General features: G+C 66.2%; 13 protein-coding genes. 3 read left to right on the top strand and 10 right to left on the bottom strand.

Annotated features, from left to right (window positions below):
• Positions 1–167: 167 nt before the first annotated feature.
• From ACQR10_RS16890 to ACQR10_RS16855, 8 genes are all read right to left on the bottom strand, one after another.
• Positions 168–1,085, bottom strand: coding sequence for an SDR family NAD(P)-dependent oxidoreductase (locus ACQR10_RS16890; protein ID WP_316216315.1), 918 nt, complete (start codon positions 1,083–1,085; stop codon positions 168–170).
• A 132-nt stretch (positions 1,086–1,217) separates the two neighbouring features.
• A complete protein-coding gene (locus ACQR10_RS16885) occupies positions 1,218–1,694 on the bottom strand; it encodes a MaoC family dehydratase (protein ID WP_315803158.1) in 477 nt (158 codons plus the stop codon).
• Positions 1,695–1,700: 6 nt separating this feature from the next.
• The gene (locus tag ACQR10_RS16880) at positions 1,701–3,431 is read right to left on the bottom strand and encodes an AMP-binding protein (RefSeq protein WP_316216314.1); all 1,731 of its coding nucleotides are present in this window, start codon (positions 3,429–3,431) and stop codon (positions 1,701–1,703) included.
• A complete protein-coding gene (gene mmsB, locus ACQR10_RS16875; protein WP_316183652.1) occupies positions 3,431–4,321 on the bottom strand; it encodes a 3-hydroxyisobutyrate dehydrogenase in 891 nt (296 codons plus the stop codon). Before mmsB ends, ACQR10_RS16880 begins: the two co-directional genes overlap by 1 nt.
• Before the next feature lie 28 nt (positions 4,322–4,349).
• Positions 4,350–5,426, bottom strand: coding sequence for an enoyl-CoA hydratase/isomerase family protein (locus ACQR10_RS16870; protein WP_315803155.1), 1,077 nt, complete (start codon positions 5,424–5,426; stop codon positions 4,350–4,352).
• Positions 5,423–6,568: an isobutyryl-CoA dehydrogenase gene (locus ACQR10_RS16865; protein ID WP_316216313.1), complete on the bottom strand. Its 1,146-nt coding sequence runs from the start codon at positions 6,566–6,568 to the stop codon at positions 5,423–5,425. The genes ACQR10_RS16870 and ACQR10_RS16865 overlap by 4 nt, the downstream gene beginning before the upstream one ends.
• A 202-nt stretch (positions 6,569–6,770) precedes the next feature.
• The gene (locus tag ACQR10_RS16860) at positions 6,771–8,267 is read right to left on the bottom strand and encodes a CoA-acylating methylmalonate-semialdehyde dehydrogenase (RefSeq protein ID WP_316216312.1); all 1,497 of its coding nucleotides are present in this window, start codon (positions 8,265–8,267) and stop codon (positions 6,771–6,773) included.
• A 186-nt stretch (positions 8,268–8,453) separates the two neighbouring features.
• On the bottom strand, positions 8,454–9,110 hold the full coding sequence (locus tag ACQR10_RS16855; protein ID WP_315803152.1) for a TetR/AcrR family transcriptional regulator: 657 nt from the start codon (positions 9,108–9,110) through the stop codon (positions 8,454–8,456).
• A gap of 155 nt (positions 9,111–9,265) precedes the next feature.
• Here ACQR10_RS16855 and ACQR10_RS16850 point away from each other — a divergent pair, with 155 nt between their 5' ends.
• The 3 genes from ACQR10_RS16850 (at position 9,266) to ACQR10_RS16840 (ending at position 12,730) form a co-directional block, all read left to right on the top strand.
• Positions 9,266–10,036 carry an enoyl-CoA hydratase gene (locus ACQR10_RS16850; protein WP_316216311.1) on the top strand — a complete coding sequence of 257 codons (771 nt, stop codon included), beginning with the start codon at positions 9,266–9,268 and terminating at the stop codon, positions 10,034–10,036.
• A gap of 137 nt (positions 10,037–10,173) precedes the next feature.
• The gene (locus ACQR10_RS16845; protein WP_316183650.1) at positions 10,174–11,361 is read left to right on the top strand and encodes a thiolase family protein; all 1,188 of its coding nucleotides are present in this window, start codon (positions 10,174–10,176) and stop codon (positions 11,359–11,361) included.
• 85 nt (positions 11,362–11,446) lie between these two features.
• Entirely contained in the window at positions 11,447–12,730 is a 1,284-nt protein-coding gene (locus tag ACQR10_RS16840; protein WP_315803149.1) for an MFS transporter, read from the top strand.
• Between the two features lie 2 nt (positions 12,731–12,732).
• On the opposite strand, the gene ACQR10_RS16835 is transcribed toward ACQR10_RS16840, so the two are convergent.
• Both ACQR10_RS16835 and ACQR10_RS16830 read right to left on the bottom strand, forming a co-directional pair.
• Positions 12,733–14,292, bottom strand: coding sequence for an acyl-CoA carboxylase subunit beta (locus tag ACQR10_RS16835; protein WP_316216310.1), 1,560 nt, complete (start codon positions 14,290–14,292; stop codon positions 12,733–12,735).
• On the bottom strand, positions 14,222–15,208 hold the full coding sequence (locus tag ACQR10_RS16830) for an IclR family transcriptional regulator (RefSeq protein WP_316216309.1): 987 nt from the start codon (positions 15,206–15,208) through the stop codon (positions 14,222–14,224). Before ACQR10_RS16830 ends, ACQR10_RS16835 begins: the two co-directional genes overlap by 71 nt.
• Between the last annotated feature and the right edge of the window lie 139 nt (positions 15,209–15,347).

Genomic DNA, 15,347 nt, shown 5'->3' with positions numbered 1-15,347 from the left:
CTGTATTCTGATGCGGCATGGCGGGACCTTCCTGGTGTGTCTCGAACATTTGGCGATGCTCAAGACCGCAGAAGAATACACGCCATGCACCATGTCCAGTCTGTCTGAACCGGACAGCCGTGGGTCAAGCCCGGCCATGACGGTGAGTGTGGAGCGGGCTTCGTGCCCTACAGCTTGATCCCCAGCCGTGCCGCGGCCTGCGACACGTACTTCTGGGTCTGCTCGAACGCACCCTGCAGCGCTCGCGCCTTCGACATGTCGCTGATCTCTTGGAAATGCGCGGCGACCGCGTCCGGCGTCCACTCCTCCGGCGGCAGATTGATGCCCTCGCTCTCCAGGATCCTGATCACCGCGAACGAGCCCGCACCCGCACCCATGATGGTGCGCGTGGGCGCGTCCTCGCTGAGCAGATACTCCACCGCAGGCGTGATCGATTCCGGCTTCATCAGCTCCAGCGCCTGCGGCGGCAGCAGCTCCTCGGTCATGCGCGTGGCCGCGGTCGGCGAGATGATGTTGACGCGGATGTTGGTCTTGCGGCCCTCTTCCGCCAGCACGTTCATCAGGCCGACCATGCCGGTCTTCGCCGCGCCGTAATTGGCCTGGCCGAAATTGCCGAACAGGCCGGAGGACGAGGTCGTCATGACGATGCGGCCGTAGTTGCGCTCGCGCATGCCGTTCCACACCGCCTTGCAGCAGTAGAAGGTGCCGACCAGATGCACGTCCAGCACCTTGGCGAAATCCGCCACCTCCATCTTGGCGAACGACTTGTCTCTGAGGATGCCGGCATTGGCGCACATGATGTCGACGCTGCCCCACTCCTCGGTGGCGCGCTCGACCATCGCCGTGACCTGCTCGAAATTCGAGACGTCGGCGCCGTCGGCCATCGCGGTGCCGCCGGCTTTGCGGATCTCCTCGACCACCGTCTCGGCAGCGGTCATCGAGCCGCCGGTGCCGTCGCGCGCGCCGCCGAAATCATTGACCACGACCTTGGCGCCGCGGCTCGCCAGTCCCAGCGCATGCGCGCGTCCGAGACCATTGCCTGCGCCGGTAACGATGGCGACGCGTCCGTCAAATCTGATTGCCATGATCTTTTCCTTCAGTGAGGTCGTCATGCCCGGGCCTGACCCGGGCATCCATCCACTTCGAAAGACTCTCAGTCTTGATGGATCGCCGGGTCACGCCCGGCGATGACGATGGGTGGATTGTGACGAAGATTGTTAGCTCAGATAGATCAGCCCGATCCAGTCGGCGACCAGCGCGGGCTTGTCCTCGCCCTCGATCTCGACCGTGACATGGGTGCGCGACTGCAACTCCTTCGGCTTGCGCAGCGTGGCTTCCACCAGCACGAAGCGGCCGCGCACGCGTTTTCCCGATTTCACCGGCGAGATGAAGCGCAGCTTGTCGAAACCGTAATTGACACCCATCGCCGTGCCTTCGATCGCCGGCATGACCTCGTAGGACATCACCGACAGCAGCGACATGGTGAGGAAGCCGTGCGCGATGGTCGTGCCGAACGGCGTCGCCTTGGCCTTCTCCGGATCGACGTGGATGAACTGATGATCCTCGATCACGTCGGCATAGATATCGATGCGCTTCTGATCGAGCACGTGCCATGACGACACGCCGATCTCCTGGCCGACCATGGCCTGATAGGCTGCAAGCGAAATCGGCGGCTTCTTCCAGATCTGGTTCATGCGTTCCTACACCTCGTGCCCGGACGGCCTGGTCTTCAGCTCCGGGAAATCCTCTTCCTTGAACTCTGTGCCGCGCAGATGATCCGTGCGGTTGTCCTCGTGCTCCAGCCGGCGCAACTGCACGCGGCGGATTTTTCCGGAGATCGTCTTCGGCAGTTCGCTGACCAGCTCGAGCCGACGGATCCGCTTGAACGGCGCGAGCCGCGCCTGCAGATGCGCGAAGATCGACAGCGCCGTCGCGCGCGAGCGCTCCGCGCCGGAGGTCAACAGCACGTAGGCTTTCGGGATCGCAAGCCTGATCGGATCAGGGCTTGGCACCACGGCGGCCTCGGCGACCGCCTCGTGCTCCAACAACACGCTTTCCAGCTCGAACGGCGAGATGCGGTAGTCGGACGATTTGAACACGTCGTCGGAGCGGCCGACGAAGGTGAGGTAGCCCTCATCGTCCCGGAACACGACGTCGCCAGTGCGATAGCGCGTGCCGTCGGCGCCGGACAGCTTGCCGTCGTCGCCCTGATAGCCCTGCATCAGCCCGGCCGGGCGCTCGCCTGACAGCGCCAGCGTGATCTCGCCCTCGCTTGCCAGATTGCCGTCGATGTCGGCGACCTCGACGCGATAGCCCGGCAGCGGCCGGCCCATCGAGCCGATCTTCAATTTCTGGCCCGGCGAGTTACCGACGATCGCGGCGGTCTCGGTCTGGCCATAGCCGTCGCGGATCGTCAGCCCCCAGGCGGCGCGCACCTGATCGATGACTTCCGGATTGAGCGGCTCGCCGGCGCCGCAGGCCTCGCGCAGGCTGACCTTGAAGTCGGCGAGATGCTCCTGGATGAACAGCCGCCACACCGTCGGCGGCGCGCACAGCGTGGTGACGCCGCAACGTTTGATGATCGCGAGCAGCCCCTTGGCGTCGAAGCGCGGCTGGTTGACGACGAACACTGTCGCGCCGGCATTCCACGGCGAGAAGAAGCAGCTCCAGGCATGCTTGGCCCAGCCCGGGGAGGAGATGTTGAGATGCACGTCGCCCGGCTGCAGGCCGAGCCAGTACATCGTGGAGAGATGGCCGACCGGGTAGCTGCGATGGCTGTGCCGCACCAGCTTCGGCTTGGCCGTGGTGCCCGAGGTGAAATAGAGCAGCATCGGATCATCCGGCTGCGTCGGCCCATCCGGAGTGAACGCCTCGGCCGTATCAGCCGCCTGCTCGAACGGCAGCCAGCCGGCAGGTGCCGCCGGCGCGCCGACGACGATGCGGACGAGATCATCGGCGCCGAGTTCGGCGAACTTCGCCACCTGATCCTGCGCGGCGACGACGGCTTTCGCGCGGCCGCGCTCGAGGCGATCACGCAACTCGTCGGTGGTCAGCAGTGTGGTCGCGGGGATCACGACGACGCCGAGCTTCATCGCCGCCAGCATGGTCTCCCACAGCGGCACGACGTTGCCGAGCAGCAGCAGCAGATGGTCGCCGCGTTTCAGCCCCTGCGCGCGCAGGAAATTCGCAACCTGGTTGGAGCGGCGCGACAGCGCGGCAAAGGACAGCTTGGTCTGGCGGTCCTGCGCGGCATCGAAGATCCATAACGCCGTGCGGTCGCGGCTCTCCGGATCGGATGCAAGCTCGGTATCGAACCAGTCGAGCGCCCAGTTGAAGGGCACCGGATTGGGCCAGCGAAAACCCTTCACCGCGGCATCGTAGTCGGTGCGATGCGCCAGCAGAAACGCGCGTGCGTCCTTGAATGTCGTCATCAGGTGGTCCCAGCGAGCTTGCGGACGTGCTGAATGATCCCGGAGAAATCGACGCCACCATGGCCGGCGGCCTCGAACGCCTTGTAGATCTCCTGCGCGTGCTGCCCGAGCGGCGTGGCCGCGCCGGCGGCCTTGGCGGCATCCTGCGACAGGGTGAGATCCTTCAGCATCAGCGCGGTCGCGAAGCCGGGCTTGTAGTCGTTGTTGGCGGGCGAGGCCGGCACCGGGCCCGGCACCGGGCAATAGGACGTCAGCGACCAGCACTGGCCCGACGAGGTCGAGGCGACGTCGAACAGCGCCTGATGCGACAGGCCGAGCTTTTCGCCTAGCGCAAAAGCCTCGCTGACCGCGATCATCGAAATGCCCAGGATCATGTTGTTGCAGATCTTGGCCGCCTGACCGGCGCCGGCGCCGCCGCAATGGACGATCTTCTTGCCCATCTTCTCCAGGATCGGCTGGGCCGCGGCGAACGCGCCCTCCTCGCCGCCGCACATGAAGGTGAGCGTCGCGGCCTTGGCGCCGCCGGTACCGCCGGACACCGGTGCATCGACGGCAGCGATGCCGTGCTTGGCGGCCAGCGCATGCGCGGCGCGCGCGCTCTCGACGTCGATGGTCGAGGAGTCGATGATGACAGCGCCCTTGGACATCGCCGGCACGACCTCGTTCCAGACCGCCAGCACATGCTTGCCGGCCGGCAGCATGGTGACGACGGCGTCGGCGCCTTTGGCCGCCGCGACGGCGCTGTCGGCGATCTCGGCGCCATCGGCCTTGGCCTGCGCGCGCGAGGCTTCGACCAGATCGAATGCCACCACCTTGTGGCCGGCCTTGACCAGGTTGGCGGCCATCGGGCCGCCCATGTTGCCGAGGCCAATGAATGCGATCGTTGCCATGGTTCGTTCTCTCCCCTCGACCTGATTGTTATCTCGTTTGCGGAAATGCCAGCTCGTCGGCGCCGATCTCAGCGAGATAGCGCGCCAGCATCTCCGGCGTCACCTGATCGACATCCGGCGGCGACCATTTGGGATTGCGGTCCTTGTCGATGATCGCGGCGCGGACGCCTTCGCGAAAGTCGTCGCTGCGGAACACTTCGAGTGCCGCACGATACTCGCGCACCAGGCATTCCTCCAGCGACGCCGCTCCGCGCGCCAGCCGCAGCAGCTTGAGCGTCACGACCATGCCGCGCGGCGACTTCTCCTTGAGCGTCTTCTGCGTCGCCAGCGCCAGCTCCGATCCATCCGCGTCCAGCGCCGCGAAGATGTCGTGCATGCTGTCCTGGGCAAACCAGGCGTCGATCTTGGCCTGCTGCGCAGCCACCGGCCCGGCCGTCTCGTCCGTTGCGAAGCCCGCGATCAGCCGATCGATCTCGATCGACAGCGTGCCCGGCCGGACCTTGGTCAGAACCTCGCGCAGCGCCGGCCAGCTCGAAGTCGGCACGACGGCATCGGCAAAGCGCGCATGGATCGCATCGGGCCCGTTCATGGTCTGCCCGGTCAGGCCGAAATAGGCGCCGAGTTCGCCCGGCGCGCGCGATAACAGCCAGGTGCCGCCGACGTCGGGAAAGAAGCCGAGGCCGACCTCGGGCATCGCAAGCTTCGTTTTCTCGGTCACGATGCGGTGGCGGCCATGCGCCGACAGGCCGACGCCACCACCCATCACGAGCCCATCCATGTAGGCGACATAGGGTTTTGGGAACGCCGCGATGCGCGCGTTCATGATGTATTCCTGACGCCAGAACACCTTGCCAAGGTCGCCATTCACCTTCGAGCTTTCATAGAGCCCGCGAATGTCGCCGCCCGCGCAAAGTCCCCGCTCGCCCGCGCCTTCCAGCACGACAACCGCGACGGCCGGATCGACCTCGAACTGATCCAGCGCGGCGTCGATGCCCATCGACATCTCCAGCGTCATCGCATTGATCGCCTTCGGCCGGTTCAGCCGGATGATGCCGGCCGAGCCCTCGCGGCGGACGATCAGGTCGCCTTCGAGGACCTCGCTCATCGCGCGGCCTCGATCAGCTTGCGCGACACGATCAGCCGCATGATCTCATTGGTGCCTTCGAGGATCTGGTGTACGCGCAGGTCACGCACGATCTTCTCGATGCCGTATTCGCTCAAATAGCCGTAGCCGCCGTGCAGTTGCAGCGCCTGGTTGGCGACCTCGAAGCCGACATCGGTGCCGAAGCGCTTGGCCATCGCACACAGCATCGTCGCATCCGGATCCTTGCGGTCGAGTGCCGCCGCCGCGCGCCACACGAAGGTGCGCGCGGCCTCCAGTTCGATCGCCATGTCGGCAATCCGGAACTGCAGCGCCTGGAATTCGTCGAGCCGCTTGCCGAACGCCTTGCGCTCTTTCGTATAGGCCAACGTCTTGTCGAGCGCCGCCTGCGCGCCACCGAGCGAGCACGCGGCAATGTTGAGGCGGCCGCCGTCGAGCCCGGCCATCGCGATCTTGAAGCCGATGCCCTCCTCGCCCAGCCGGTTGGCGACCGGCACGCGCGCATTCTCGAAGATCACGGCACGGGTCGGCTGCGCATTCCAGCCCATCTTGCGTTCATTGGCACCGAACGACACGCCGGGGGTATTGGCGTCGATCACCAGCGTCGAGATGCCGCCGGGACCGTCTGCTCCCGTGCGCACCATTGCGACCAGGATGTCGGTCGCGCCCGCGCCGGAGATGAACTGCTTCTGCCCGTTGAGCACATAGTCGTCGCCGTCGCGCACCGCGCGCGTGCGCAGCGCCGCCGCGTCGGAGCCTGCGCCCGGCTCGGTCAGGCAATAGCTCGCGATCAGGTCCATGGCGCAGAGCTTCGGCAGGTAAGCTTGGCGCTGCGCCTCGGTGCCGAAGGTGTCGATCATCCACGAGGCCATGTTGTGGATCGAGATGAAGGCCGAGACCGTGGGGCAGCCCGTCGCCAGCGCCTCGAAGATCAGCGCAGCGTCGAGCCGGCTCAGGCCGGAGCCGCCGACATCGTCGCGAATGTAGATGCCGCCCATGCCAAGGCTTGCGGCCTCGCGCATCACATCCACCGGAAAATGCTTCTCCTCGTCCCAGCGCAGCGCATGCGGGGCGATCTTCTCCGCGGCGAAGGCGCGCGCCATGTCGCGCACCGCGATCTGATCCTCATTGAGAGCGAACTGCATTCGTTCTCCGCGTTTCCTTAGATTTGTTGTTTGGCTTTGGCGCTGCTCCGAACTCCGTCATTGCGAGCGTAGCGACTTGTCCGCCGAAGCCTCTGGGCGGAGGCGGAAGCAATCCAGAATCTTTCCGCGGAGGCAGCCTGGATTGCTTCGTCGCTTCGCTCCTCGCAATGACGACGGCGAGAGTCCATCAAGGACCCTCTCGTCACTTCATCAGTGGGATCGAGAACTCCGCGCCTTCCTTGACGCCGGACGGCCAGCGCGAGGTCACCGTCTTGGTCTTGGTGTAGAAGCGGATCGAATCCGGGCCGTGCTGGTTGAGATCGCCGAAGCCGGACTTCTTCCAGCCGCCGAAGGTGTAATAGGCGATCGGCACCGGGATCGGCACATTGATGCCGACCATGCCGACATTGACCTTGGCCGCGAAGTCGCGGGCCGCGTCGCCGTCGCGGGTGAAGATCGCAACGCCGTTGCCGTAATCATGCTCGGACGGCAGCGCCAGCGCCTCGGCATAGTCCTTGGCGCGCACGACCGATAGCACGGGTCCGAAGATCTCTTCCTTGTAGATCCGCATGTTCTTGGTGACGTTGTCGAACAGGCAGCCGCCCATGTAGAAGCCGTTCTCGTAGCCCTGCATCTTGAAGCCGCGACCGTCGACGGCGAGCGTCGCGCCCTCCTTGACGCCGATCTCGACATAGTTCTTGACGCGCTCGACCGCCTCGCGGGTCACCAGCGGACCGAAATCGGCCGACGGATCGACGGACGTGCCGATCTTGAGGCTTTCGACGCGCGGGATCAGCTTATCCATCAGCCGATCGGCGGTGGTCTTGCCGACGGGCACCGCGACCGACACCGCCATGCAGCGCTCGCCGGCCGAGCCGTAGCCGGCGCCGATCAGCGCGTCGACCGCCTGGTCGAGATCGGCGTCGGGCATGATGATGGCGTGGTTCTTGGCGCCGCCGAAGCACTGGCAGCGCTTGCCGTGGGCAGCGGCGCGCTCATAGATGTACTGCGCGATCGGCGACGAGCCGACGAAGCCGATCGCCATGATGTCCGGATCCTCGAGGATGGCGTCGACCGCCTCCTTGTCGCCGTTGACGACGTTGAGGATGCCCGGCGGCAGACCGGCCTCGATCATCAGCTCGGCGAGCTTCATCGGCACGCCCGGATCGCGCTCCGAGGGCTTCAGGATGAAGGCATTGCCGCAGGCGATGGCAGGGGCGAACTTCCACATCGGAATCATCGCCGGGAAATTGAACGGCGTGATGCCGGCAACGACACCGAGCGGCTGGCGCATCGAATAGATGTCGATGCCGGGTCCGGCGCCTTCCGTGTACTCGCCCTTCATCAAATGCGGAATGCCGCAGGCGAACTCGACGACTTCGAGGCCGCGCTGGATATCGCCCTTGGCGTCCGGAACGGTCTTGCCGTGCTCACGCGCGAGCAACTCGGCGAGCTGGTCATAATCGCGCTGGGCGAGTTCCAGAAACTTCATCATCACGCGCGCGCGGCGCTGCGGATTGGTGGCGGCCCAGGCCGGCTGCGCAGCCTTGGCGTTCTCGACCGCGGCCCGGAGCTCGGCGCGCGAGGCCAGCGCGACCTTGGCCTGAACATCGCCGGTCATGGGCTCGAAGACATCGGCCGTCCGTCCGGACGTGCCCTTGACCTCTTTGCCGCCAATGAAATGACCGATCGAACGCATGGGGTATCCTCCGCAGGGTAAGCAGTGCCGATTTGGCCGGCATCTTGCAGTCTTTGCGGCGTTTGGGAAGGGTCTAGGCGCTGATCGGCGCTGCGAAAATGCAGCCCCTTCGCTCGGTCGGCACGATCACGGCAGCCCCCGCGACGTGCAGCGTGCCGCGTCCAGCATCCGACCCCACACGAGGGATCAGCGCTTTGCGGCGGCCGTCTTCTTCGCAGGCCTGTTCGCGGGCGTTCGCGCGGGGGATTTCCCCGCCGGTCCGCCGCCACTGGCGACGGCCAGCGCCACCTCGCGCCCGGAGCTCAGAATATCGTCGGACAATTCGCCGCTGCCGGTCAGTCGCGCCATCACGAGCGTCCCCGTCAGCGTCGCAAGCATCGCCGAAGCGCGCTTTCGCGCCGTCCTGGCCGGAACGTCGACGATGTACTCGGCGAACAGGTCGATCAGCTCTTCCAGCTTCGCGGCAAAAGCCTTGCGGGTCTTGGCGCTCTCACGGGCGATTTCCGCCCCGAGCGCAGGAACCGCGCAGCCGTGACCGACATCGTCACGATGCCCCGCGGACAGATAGCCATCGACGATCGCCGCAAGCCGCTTCTGCGGCGGCAACTGGTCCAGCAGCTTGCGCCAATGCTCCATCGAACGGTCGATCGCATAACCGAACGCCTCCACCACCAGCGCCTCGCGCGAATCGAAATGCGCGTAGAAGCCGCCGTGAGTCAGTCCGGCCTCCTTCATCAGGTCGGCAACCCCGACGCCGTGAGCGCCGCGCTCGCGCAGCCGCACCGATGCCTTGCGCACGATCCGCGCGTGGGTTTCCGCCTTGTGTTCCGGAGAGTAGCGCATTGCCGTCCCATTGAATGTCTGCGGTCATACTATAACAGTTCTGCGTCCTGCTCGCTGCAGCTATTTGATGAATTCGAGTTGATCTAAATCAACTTCGCTGGCCTGATTTATTCCCGGCACACTCCCTGTTGCCCAGGAACCCGACGAGGACGACGATGGACATGCTCAATTCCCACTGCGGCGTGAGTCGTGACGGCCGCGGCGTGGTCCGGCTGACGATCTGCAATGCCGGCCCGCTCAACATTCTCGGTTCGGCGGCGATTCTCGACGTGGAAGCCGGCCTGCAATCGCTCGCCTCCGATGCCGGCATTCGCGTTCTCGTTTTGGCCGGCGAAAGCGGGAAGAGCATGATCGGCGGCGCCGACATCAAGGAGATGGCGACGCTCGACCAGGCGTCGGCGGAAACGTTCATCGCGCGACTTGCCGGTCTCTGCGAAGCGGTGCGACATTTTCCTGTCCCCGTGATTGCGCGGATGCCGGGGTGGTGCCTGGGTGGCGGATTGGAGGTCGCAGCAGCCTGCGATATCCGCGTCGCGGGACATGATGCCAAGTTCGGCATGCCCGAGGTGCGTGTCGGCATCCCGTCGGTCATTCATGCCGCGCTGTTGCCACGTCTCATCGGCTGGGGCCGCACGCGCTGGCTGCTGATGACCGCCGAGACGATCGACGCGCCGACCGCGCTCGCCTGGGGCCTCGTCGATGCCGTCGCCGCCGAGGGAGAACTCGACATCGCGGTCGAGAAGGCCGTGGCATCCCTGCTCGCCTGCGGCCCCGAAGCGCTGCGGACTCAGAAGGCCCTGTTGCGGCAATGGGAGGAGCTGCCGCTGAAGGAGTCGGTCGAGATATCGATCGGCGCCTTCGGACGGTCGTTCCTGACCGATGAGCCAAAACGGCTGATGCAACATTTCATCGACCGCAAGCGATAGCAATTTCCTCCAAGTCTCGGCTCTCGGAGCCCGGCAGTCTTGCGCCAGCTTCACGATGGTTCAGCAGGGATCGCCGGGGTTTCCTTTTGCGAGACGCTATTATATGATGGTCATCATCCTTTATCAGGGAGCCTGTCATGGCCTCATCCGATTCCGTCGTGATCCTGTCCGCCGCCCGCACTCCGTTGGGCCGTTTCATGGGCGAATTGTCACCGCTGAGTGCGAACAAGCTCGGCGCGCACGTGATCGGATCGGCGCTCGAACGCGCCACCGTCTCGCCCGATGCGGTCCAGGAGGTGTTCATGGGCAACGTGCTGTCGGCCGGCCAGGGCCAGGCTCCGGCACGGCAGGCCGCGCGCGGTTCCGGCCTGCCGGACGCCACGGGCGCCACCACGATCAACAAGGTCTGCGGCTCCGGCATGAAGGCGACGATGTTGGCGCACGACATCATTCGGGCGCGCTCCGCCGAGATCGTCGTGTCAGGCGGCATGGAGAGCATGAGCAACGCGCCGTATCTGCTGACCAAGGCGCGCGGCGGCTATCGTGCCGGCCACGACCGGATCCTCGATCACATGATGCTGGATGGCCTGGAGGACGCCTATGAGACCGGACGCTCGATGGGCGATTTCGGCGAGGCCACGGCCGAGGCCTATCAGTTCACCCGCGCCGACCAGGATGCCTACGCCATCGAGACGCTGACGCGTGCGCGCAAGGCGGTCGAAGGCGGGGCATTCAAGGCCGAGATCGCCCCGATCACGATCGTCGAGAAATCCGGCCCCCGCCTGGTCGTCAATGACGAGCATCCGCTGAAGGTCGATCCGGCGAAGATCCCGGCACTGAAGCCGGCGTTCCGCAAGGATGGCACGATTACGCCCGCGGCGTCCTCCGCGAATGCGGATGGCGCTGCGGCACTCGTGCTCGCCACGCGATCGCGTGCCGACCGCGACGGGCTGCCTGTCCTCGCGGAGATCAAGGGCCACGCCACGCACAGCCAGGAGCCGCAATGGTTCACGACGGCGCCGATCCCGGCGATCCGGAAGCTGCTCGACAAGGTCGGCTGGCAGGTCGAGGATGTCGACCTGTTCGAGATCAACGAGGCGTTTGCGGTCGTCGCCATGGCCGCGCAGCGCGACCTCGGCATTGCGCGCGACCGGCTGAACGTCAACGGCGGCGCCTGCGCACTGGGCCATCCGATCGGCGCCACCGGCGCGCGGCTGATCGTGACGCTGGTGCATGCGATGCAGGCCCGTGGACTGAAGCGCGGTGTCGCCGCGCTATGCATCGGCGGCGGCGAGGCGACGGCGATCGCGCTCGAGCGGCCGTAATGTCCTGAATCGAGGGAACTTAGCCATTTATGTCGTCGACGCGTCCTGGCAAAATGGGCGCAATCCTCATCGGACTGAGAAGCACATGATCTCGAACCGGCTCGCGGCAGCACTCGCACGGCGCAACATCCACTATGGCTGGGTCATGGTGGCCGTAACATTCTTTACGGCCCTGGTGTCGGCCGGCACGGTGGGGGCGCCGGGCGTGTTCATCGTGCCCCTCCAGCAGGAGTTCGGCTGGAGCACCGCCGAGATCTCCTCGGCACTCTCCATCCGCTTCGTGCTGTTCGGGCTGATGGCCCCGTTCGCCGCCGCCTTGCTCAACCGCTATGGCCTGCGCAACATCACGTTGCTGGCCCAACTGATCGTGGTCACTGCGCTGCTTTCGTCGTTGGCGATGAGCCAGGTCTGGCACCTCGTGCTGCTGTGGGGCGTCGTGATCGGCATCGGCACTGGCATGACCGCCTTGGTGCTGGGCGCGACCATCGCCACGCGCTGGTTCGTCGCGCGTCGCGGCCTCGTGGTCGGGGTTCTCACCGCCAGCGTCGCCACCGGACAGCTGGTGTTCCTGCCGCTGCTCGCCAGCCTCACCGAGCGGCTCGGCTGGCGCGTCGCGCTTGCGCTCGTCTGCATCGCGCTCGGCGTGTCCGCGACCGCCGTGCTGCTCTTGATGCGCGACCGGCCGAGCGACCTTGGCCTGCGCCCGTACGGCGACAAGGGCACCGAGCCGATCGCAACGCCCGCGCCCGTCACGACGCCGATCCTGACGGCTGCGCTCGGCACCCTCCGCGACGCGGCGCGCGCGCCGGTGTTCTGGATGCTGTTTGCGACCTTCTTCATCTGCGGCGCCTCGACCAACGGCCTCGTCCAGGTGCACCTGATCCCGATGTGCCTCGACTTCGGCATTCCGCAGGTGCAGGCCGCGAGCCTGCTCGCCGCGATGGGCATGTTCGACTTCGTCGGCACGATCGTCTCGGGCTGGCTGTCGGACCGGTACGACAATCGCTGGCTGCTGTTCTGGTACTATGGCCTGCGCGGCCTCTCGCTGCTCTTCCTGCCGTTCACGGACTTTTCGTTCTATGGCCTGTCGCTGTTCGCGATGTTCTACGGCCTCGACTGGATCGCCACCGTGCCGCCGACGGTGCGGCTGACGGCGCAGCGGTTTGGGCCCGAGCGGGCCAACCTGGTGTTCGGCTGGGTGTTCGCCGGACATCAGCTCGGCGCCGGCACCGCCGCATTCGGCGCGGGCCTGTCGCGCACGCTGTTGCAGAGCTATCTTCCGGCATTCTTCACCGCCGGCGCGCTCTGCATCGTCGCAGCCCTGCTCGCGCTCGCGATCGCGCGGCAGGCCAAGCCTGCCGCGGCGTGAGCTCACGGCCGCGTCGTCATCGCCGTCGGCGGCCCCGGCGTGCGCAGCGGCTCGGCGAGACGCGCGAACTCGCACAGCAGCGCGCGCGTCTTGCGGGGATCGATGATCTCCTCGACCCAGAACTTCTCGGCGGAGCGGAACGGCGAGCGCAGCTTGGTCAGCCGCTCCTCGATCTCCTTCAGCTTCGCCTTCGGATCAGGCGCGGCATCGATCTCGGCGCGATAGGCCGCCTCGATGCCACCCTCGAGCGGCAGCGAGCCCCAATGGGCCGACGGCCAGGCATAGCGGATCGAGAAGCGATCGGCCGGCTGATGCACGACGCCGGCGACGCCGAAGTTGTTGCGCACGATCACCGTGCACCACGGCACCGTCGACTGGTTGACCGCGGCCATCGCGCGCACGCCGTGGCGGATGGTCGCCGCCTTCTCCGCCTCCAAACCGACCATGAAGCCCGGGCAGTCCATCAGGTAGACGATCGGCAGATGGAAGGTCTCGGCGAAGTCGACCCAGCGGATCACCTTCTGGCAGGCGTCAGCGGTCCATGAGCCGCCGTAGTGATAAGGATCGCTCGCCAGCACCACCACCGCACGGCCTTCGAGCCGGGCGAGGCCGACGATGAGCGGGCGGCCGTAATTCTGTGACACCTCGAAGAACGAGCCGTTGTCGACGACGGACTCGATGATCGGGCGCATCTTGTAGACGCGGCGGCGATCCCGCGGCACGGCGCTGATCAACTGATCGTCCGTGCGCTGCGGATCGTCGGTGCAGGGCAAGGTCGGCGGCAGCTCATGGACCGACGACGGCAAATAGGACAGGAAGCGGCGCGCGCAGGCGAACGCTTCCGCCTCAGTGTCGACCGCGTGGTCGACGCCGCCCGCCTTGGTCTGGATGTCGGCGCCGCCGAGCTCCATCTTGCCAAGGTCCTGGCCCAGCCGCTTCACCACCGGCGGACCGGCGACGAACATCGCCGACTGCCTGGTCATGACGGAGTAGTGGCTCGCCGCGAGTCGCGCTGCGCCCAGGCCGGCAACCGAGCCGAGGCCGAGCGCGACCACCGGGACCAGCGACATGTTCTCGGTCGTGTAGCGGTACCAGCGATTGCCGCCGATGCCGCCAGGCAGGTTCGCCGCGCCCTTGGTCTCGATGGTCTTGACCGAGCCGCCGCCGCCGGAGCCTTCGATGATGCGGATGATCGGCAGACGGAAGTCGTGCGCCATCTCCTCCGCCATCAGCGGCTTGGCGGCGATCGACGCATCGGCCGAGCCGCCGCGCACGGTGAAATCGTCACCGACCACGACCACCGTGCGGCCGTCGACGCGCGCGCGCCCGAACACGCAATTCGCAGGCGTGACGTGCTTGAGCTCGCCCTGCTCGTCATACTCGCCGAGGCCGGCGACCGCGCCGATCTCATGAAAGCTGCCGGGATCGACGACCCCGTCGATGCGCTCGCGAACGGTGAGGCGGCCCTGGTCGTGCTGACGCTTGACCTTGTCAGGCCCGCCCATCTCCCGCGCGAAGGCTTCGCGCCGGGCCAGTTCCTCGAGCTCCGGCTGCCAACTCATTCGTTCCCCCTGCCCCGGTGATGGTCTTGTTCTTATGGTTGGCCTTCGCGTTCACCTGGAGCGGTTTTCTGTCCATCCGGTTGTTGAAGACGTCGGCTTCGGCGCCCTGCAATAGCGCCGCGATGCTGCGGCCCAGCTCGCGCATCGGCTGGGCGACCTCGTCGTGCAGCCGCTGCTCGTCGTACATCGCCGACAACAGCCCGATCGTGAGCACGACATAGGTCTGGTATTGCGGCGACCACAGCGGCAGCGCGACGCCGTTGATGTGAGCACTCCACAGGCCGCAGGCCACGACGTAGCCGTGCTCCTTGAGAAACTGCCTGTTGTGCTCGAGGCGTGGCCGCAGCAGCTTGGCCGCGTCCGGCATCTCGCGCTCCATCTCGGCCAGCAGGGCGTCGCCGACCTCCGGCTCGAGCGCGGCGACATAGGCATGCCCGGCCGCGGTCGAGGCCATCGAGATGCGGCTGCCGGTGGTCTCATGCAGGCCGAGCGCGTTGGCGGCGCGGCCGAACTCGAGATAGACGAGGTGGAAGCGGTCGGGAATCACGAAGCCGACCGTTCCGGGCAACTGCTCGGCGACGTCCTGCAGCCGCTGCCGGATCAGATTGCGCAACTGCAAGCCGCGGGTCATCGACGTGCTCATCGCCACCGCGCTCGGGCCGATGCGGTATTTCTGATCGCGCGGCAGGTAGACCAGCTGGCCCATGCGGGTCAGCGTGTGCGTGAGCCGCGACACCGTCGACCGCGGCAGACCGCAGCGGTTGGAGATTTCGAGATTGCCGAGCCGCGCCTCGTGCCCTTCGAAACAGCGAAGCACGTCGAACGCCCGCGACACCACCTGAATGACCTCGCCCTCGCCGGCGAGGTCTCCGGGCAGCATGCTGCCCCTGCTCAATCGCTCAGACCGTCGTCCCATCCGTTTCCCACCAATTCCGTCATGCGGAATGATATTCCGCTTATCGAACAAGCTAGCCCAGCCATTTTGCCGTCACAACAGTAGACCGTCTCTAAAAGCCACCGTTCTTCAGCGTGTTGGCACAAGACTCGACGCCCTC

This window comes from Bradyrhizobium sp. HKCCYLRH2060, assembly GCF_051168135.1.
GTDB lineage: Bacteria > Pseudomonadota > Alphaproteobacteria > Rhizobiales > Xanthobacteraceae > Bradyrhizobium.
This window is presented reverse-complemented; position numbering and strand designations above follow the sequence as displayed.

Coding starts and splice junctions, on each gene's coding strand:
- ACQR10_RS16890 (WP_316216315.1), bottom strand. CDS start 1,085: ATGGCAATCAGATTTGACGGACGCGTCGCCATCGTTACCGGCGCAGGC.
- ACQR10_RS16885 (WP_315803158.1), bottom strand. CDS start 1,694: ATGAACCAGATCTGGAAGAAGCCGCCGATTTCGCTTGCAGCCTATCAG.
- ACQR10_RS16880 (WP_316216314.1), bottom strand. CDS start 3,431: ATGACGACATTCAAGGACGCACGCGCGTTTCTGCTGGCGCATCGCACC.
- mmsB (WP_316183652.1), bottom strand. CDS start 4,321: ATGGCAACGATCGCATTCATTGGCCTCGGCAACATGGGCGGCCCGATG.
- ACQR10_RS16870 (WP_315803155.1), bottom strand. CDS start 5,426: ATGAGCGAGGTCCTCGAAGGCGACCTGATCGTCCGCCGCGAGGGCTCG.
- ACQR10_RS16865 (WP_316216313.1), bottom strand. CDS start 6,568: ATGCAGTTCGCTCTCAATGAGGATCAGATCGCGGTGCGCGACATGGCG.
- ACQR10_RS16860 (WP_316216312.1), bottom strand. CDS start 8,267: ATGCGTTCGATCGGTCATTTCATTGGCGGCAAAGAGGTCAAGGGCACG.
- ACQR10_RS16855 (WP_315803152.1), bottom strand. CDS start 9,110: ATGCGCTACTCTCCGGAACACAAGGCGGAAACCCACGCGCGGATCGTG.
- ACQR10_RS16850 (WP_316216311.1), top strand. CDS start 9,266: ATGGACATGCTCAATTCCCACTGCGGCGTGAGTCGTGACGGCCGCGGC.
- ACQR10_RS16845 (WP_316183650.1), top strand. CDS start 10,174: ATGGCCTCATCCGATTCCGTCGTGATCCTGTCCGCCGCCCGCACTCCG.
- ACQR10_RS16840 (WP_315803149.1), top strand. CDS start 11,447: ATGATCTCGAACCGGCTCGCGGCAGCACTCGCACGGCGCAACATCCAC.
- ACQR10_RS16835 (WP_316216310.1), bottom strand. CDS start 14,292: ATGAGTTGGCAGCCGGAGCTCGAGGAACTGGCCCGGCGCGAAGCCTTC.
- ACQR10_RS16830 (WP_316216309.1), bottom strand. CDS start 15,208: ATGGGACGACGGTCTGAGCGATTGAGCAGGGGCAGCATGCTGCCCGGA.